Origin of the sequence: Saccharopolyspora sp. NFXS83 (genome assembly GCF_026241095.1) — a bacterium.
GTDB lineage: Bacteria > Actinomycetota > Actinomycetes > Mycobacteriales > Pseudonocardiaceae > Saccharopolyspora_C.
This window is the reverse complement of record NZ_JAPFGB010000055.1, coordinates 1-5,343: the sequence shown is the minus strand read 5'-3', so window position 1 is coordinate 5,343 and position 5,343 is coordinate 1. Positions and strand designations below refer to the sequence as shown.

Genomic DNA, 5,343 nt, shown 5'->3' with positions numbered 1-5,343 from the left:
CCGGGGTGCGGGTGACCGCGAGGTTGACCCCCCTGAAACGGCCGAAAATCGGGCCTGCTAGAGTTTGAAACATCGCAAGAACGAAAGACGAAAACGACTCCCCGGAGTTCGCGGCCCTGAATGAGGGTTGTGGGTGATGGTGTGGGTGTGTTCTTTGAGAACTCAACAGCGTGCCGATGATGATGAGTGGTAACTCATTTAATTGATTTTTGCCTCGGCTTCTTTGGGAGTCGGGGTGCCTCGTTTATTTCGGGGCAGGATTTTTCTCTAAACATTGTTGGAGAGTTTGATCCTGGCTCAGGACGAACGCTGGCGGCGTGCTTAACACATGCAAGTCGAACGCTGAAGCCCTTCGGGGTGGATGAGTGGCGAACGGGTGAGTAACACGTGGGTAATCTGCCCTGCACTCTGGGATAAGCCTTGGAAACGAGGTCTAATACCGGATAGGACACATGGCCGCATGGTCTGTGTGTGGAAAGTTCCGGCGGTGCAGGTTGAGCCCGCGGCCTATCAGCTTGTTGGTGGGGTGATGGCCTACCAAGGCGACGACGGGTAGCCGGCCTGAGAGGGTGACCGGCCACACTGGGACTGAGACACGGCCCAGACTCCTACGGGAGGCAGCAGTGGGGAATCTTGCGCAATGGGCGAAAGCCTGACGCAGCAACGCCGCGTGGGGGATGACGGCCTTCGGGTTGTAAACCTCTTTCGACATCGACGAAGCCTTCGGGTGACGGTAGGTGTAGAAGAAGCACCGGCTAACTACGTGCCAGCAGCCGCGGTAATACGTAGGGTGCGAGCGTTGTCCGGAATTATTGGGCGTAAAGAGCTCGTAGGCGGTTTGTCGCGTCGGCCGTGAAAACCTGCCGCTTAACGGTGGGCGTGCGGTCGATACGGGCAGACTTGAGTTCGGTAGGGGAGACTGGAATTCCTGGTGTAGCGGTGAAATGCGCAGATATCAGGAGGAACACCGGTGGCGAAGGCGGGTCTCTGGGCCGATACTGACGCTGAGGAGCGAAAGCGTGGGGAGCGAACAGGATTAGATACCCTGGTAGTCCACGCCGTAAACGGTGGGCGCTAGGTGTGGGGACTGTTTCCACGGTTCCTGTGCCGTAGCTAACGCATTAAGCGCCCCGCCTGGGGAGTACGGCCGCAAGGCTAAAACTCAAAGGAATTGACGGGGGCCCGCACAAGCGGCGGAGCATGTGGATTAATTCGATGCAACGCGAAGAACCTTACCTGGGTTTGACATGCACAGGATCGCCCCTGAGAGGGGGTTTCCCTTGTGGCCTGTGTGCAGGTGGTGCATGGCTGTCGTCAGCTCGTGTCGTGAGATGTTGGGTTAAGTCCCGCAACGAGCGCAACCCTTGTCCTGTGTTGCCAGCACGTAGTGGTGGGGACTCGCAGGAGACTGCCGGGGTCAACTCGGAGGAAGGTGGGGATGACGTCAAGTCATCATGCCCCTTATGCCCAGGGCTTCACACATGCTACAATGGCTGGTACAGAGGGTTGCGATACCGTGAGGTGGAGCGAATCCTTAAAGCCGGTCTCAGTTCGGATCGGGGTCTGCAACTCGACCCCGTGAAGTCGGAGTCGCTAGTAATCGCAGATCAGCAGTGCTGCGGTGAATACGTTCCCGGGCCTTGTACACACCGCCCGTCACGTCATGAAAGTCGGTAACACCCGAAGCCCATGGCCCAACCCTTGTGGGGGGAGTGGTCGAAGGTGGGACTGGCGATTGGGACGAAGTCGTAACAAGGTAGCCGTACCGGAAGGTGCGGCTGGATCACCTCCTTTCTAAGGAGCATTATCACATCCATGGCCTGGGTGACCGGGTTGTGGGGTGTTCCGGGTGTAGAGGGCGTGTGTTCCTCTGTCTGGAAGGCTCATAGGATTAGTGGAAATGCCACTTGGTTTTGATCGTCGTCGTGCACGCTGTTGGGTGTCTGAGGGAACACACGTGTTGTGTTTTTTCGGTTGTTGTTTGAGAACTGTATAGTGGATGCGAGCATCTTTGTGGCCAAGTTATGTAGGGCACATGGTGGATGCCTTGGTACCAGGGGCCGATGAAGGACGTGGGAGGCTGCGAAATGCCTCGGGGAGCTGTCAACCGAGCTGTGATCCGAGGATGTCCGAATGGGGAAACCCAGCCCGAGTGATGTCGGGTTACCGCTTCCTGAATGTATAGGGTTGCGGGGGGAACGCGGGGAAGTGAAACATCTTAGTACCCGTAGGAAGAGAAAACACTGGTGATTCCGTGAGTAGTGGCGAGCGAAAGCGGAGGAGGCTAAACCGGGCGCGTGGGATACCTGGCAGGGGTTGCGTGTTCGGTGTTGTGGGGCATTACTGGAGGAGGCTGCCGGCTCTTCAGCGTGGTTGTGTGTGTTAGTTGAACAGGTTGGGATGCCTGGCCGGAGTGGGTGAGAGTCCCGTAGGCGAAAATGCACATGGCGCGTGTGGTGGTGTTCCCGAGTAGCAGCGTTTCCGTGGAGGGTGCTGTGAATCTGGCGGGACCACTCGCTAAGCCTAAATACTTCCTGGTGACCGATAGTGGATAGTACCGTGAGGGAATGGTGAAAAGTACCCCGGGAGGGGAGTGAAATAGTTCCTGAAACCATGTGCCTGCAATCCGTCAGAGCATGCGTTTGTCGTGTGTGATGGCGTGCCTTTTGAAGAATGAGCCTGCGAGTTGCTGCTGCGTGGCGAGGTTAACCTTGTGTGGGGTAGCCGGAGCGAAAGCGAGTCTGAAGAGGGCGTGTGAGTCGCGTGGTGCAGACCCGAAGCGGAGTGATCTACCCATGGCCAGGGTGAAGCGCGGGTAAGACCGTGTGGAGGCCCGAACCCACCAGGGTTGAAAACCTGGGGGATGAGTTGTGGGTAGGGGTGAAAGGCCAATCAAACTCCGTGATAGCTGGTTCTCCCCGAAATGCATTTAGGTGCAGCGTTGCGTGTTGCCTGGGTGGGGTAGAGCACTGGTTGGTTGATGGGCCTTATGGGTTACTGACGTCAGCTAAACTCCGAATACGCCTGGGTTGAGCGTGGCAGTGAGACGGTGGGGGAGAAGCTTCATCGTCGAGAGGGAAACAGCCCAGAACACCGGCTAAGGCCCCTAAGTGTGCGCTCAGTGGGAAAGGATGTGGGATTGCCCAGACAACCAGGAGGTTGGCTTAGAAGCAGCCACCCTTGAAAGAGTGCGTAATAGCTCACTGGTCAAGTGGTCCTGCGCCGACAATGTAGCGGGGCTGAAGTGCACCGCCGAAGCCGTGTCAATCAAGTTTTGCTTGGTTGGGTAGGGGAGCGTCCTGCATGCGGTGAAGCATCCGGGTAACCGTGGTGTGGAGTGTGTGGGAGTGAGAATGCAGGCATGAGTAGCGAGAGCAGAGTGAGAATCTCTGCCGCCGATTGACTAAGGGTTCCTGGGGCAGGTTCGTCCGCCCAGGGTGAGTCGGGGCCTAAGGCGAGGCCGACAGGCGTAGTCGATGGAGAACGGGTTGATATTCCCGTACCCGTGTGCACGCGCCCATGGTGAAACGGTTGAGACTAACCATCCGCGAGCATGGTGGCTCTTCGGAGTTGTTGTGTGAGTGCATGGGACCTGATTCCGCGGTAGTCAAGTGATGGGGTGACGTAGTGGGGTAGCTGTGCCAGTGAGTGGTAGTACTGGTGTAAGCCTGTAGCCTGTCGTCTAGGTAAATCCGGGCGGCGTGAAGGGTGAGGGGTGACGCGTAGCCGTTGTGGTGAAGTCAGTGATCCCGTGCTACCGAGAAAAGCCTCTAGCGATGTGTGTGCATGGCCCGTACCCGAAACCGACACAGGTGGTCAGGTAGAGTATACCGAGGCGGTCGGGTGAACTGTGGTCAAGGAATTCGGCAAATTGCCCCCGTAACTTCGGGAGAAGGGGGGCCACGGCTGGTGATCACCCTTGCGGTGGGAGCTGGTGGTGGCCGCAGAGGCCAGGGAGAAGCGACTGTTTACTAAAAACACAGGTCCGTGCGAAGTCGTAAGACGATGTATACGGACTGACGCCTGCCCGGTGCTGGAACGTTAAGAGGACCCGTTAGCACTTCGGTGTGAAGCGGAGAATTTAAGCGCCAGTAAACGGCGGTGGTAACTATAACCATCCTAAGGTAGCGAAATTCCTTGTCGGGTAAGTTCCGACCTGCACGAATGGCGTAACGACTTCTCCGCTGTCTCGACCACAGGCCCGGTGAAATTGCAGTACGAGTAAAGATGCTCGTTTCGCGCGGCAGGACGGAAAGACCCCGGGACCTTTACTATAGCTTGGTATTGGTGTTCGGTGCGGCTTGTGTAGGATAGGTGGGAGACTGTGAAGCGTTCACGCTAGTGGGTGTGGAGTCGTTGTTGAAATACCACTCTGGTCGTTCTGAGCATCTGAACCTCGGACCCTGATCGGGTTCAGGGACAGTGCCTGGTGGGTAGTTTAACTGGGGCGGTTGCCTCCCAAAGAGTAACGGAGGCGCCCAAAGGTTCCCTCAGCCTGGTTGGTCATCAGGTGTTGAGTGTAAGTGTATAAGGGAGCTTGACTGTGAGACTGACAGGTCGAGCAGGTGCGAAAGCAGGGACTAGTGATCCGGCACTGGCAGGTGGAAGCGGTGTCGCTCAACGGATAAAAGGTACCCCGGGGATAACAGGCTGATCTTGCCCAAGAGTCCATATCGACGGCATGGTTTGGCACCTCGATGTCGGCTCGTCGCATCCTGGGGCTGGAGTTGGTCCCAAGGGTTGGGCTGTTCGCCCATTAAAGCGGCACGCGAGCTGGGTTTAGAACGTCGTGAGACAGTTCGGTCCCTATCCGCCGCGCGCGTAGGAGATGTGAGGAAGGCTGTCCCTAGTACGAGAGGACCGGGACGGACGGACCTCTGGTGTGCCAGTTGTTCCGCCAGGAGCACGGCTGGTTGGCTACGTTCGGGAGGGATAACCGCTGAAAGCATCTAAGCGGGAAGCCTGTTCCAAGATGACGTCTCCCACCCCTTTGTGGGTTAAGGCCTCCTAGAGATGATGGGGTTGATAGGCTCGGCATGGAAGCACAGTAATGTGTGGAGTGGACGGGTACTAATAGGCCGAGGACTTGTTCACAAAGATTGCTACGCATCCACTATACGGTATCTGAGGCAGCAACCATTGGTTGTGTGTTGATTTGAGAATAGGTTTCATCACAGGGTGACCAGAATGTTGGTTGGTTGTGGTGTATGTGGTTTGTCGGTGGTTTTAGCGGAGCGGGGAACGCCCGGTCCCATTCCGAACCCGGAAGCTAAGCCCTCCAGCGCCGATGGTACTGCACTCGATAGGGTGTGGGAGAGTAGGACACCGCCGACAATACTCATC

General features: G+C 57.1%; 3 rRNA genes. All 3 read left to right on the top strand.

Annotated features, from left to right (window positions below):
- Window positions 1-274: 274 nt before the first annotated feature.
- The 3 genes from OOZ19_RS29880 to rrf all read left to right on the top strand — a co-directional run bounded on the left by OOZ19_RS29880 (window position 275) and on the right by rrf (window position 5,334).
- Window positions 275-1,794 (top strand): 16S ribosomal RNA (locus tag OOZ19_RS29880).
- 221 nt (window positions 1,795-2,015) lie between these two features.
- Window positions 2,016-5,094 (top strand): 23S ribosomal RNA (locus OOZ19_RS29875).
- 122 nt (window positions 5,095-5,216) lie between these two features.
- Window positions 5,217-5,334 (top strand): 5S ribosomal RNA (gene rrf, locus OOZ19_RS29870).
- The 16S, 23S and 5S rRNA genes sit together here, the layout of an rRNA operon.
- Window positions 5,335-5,343 lie beyond the last annotated feature (9 nt).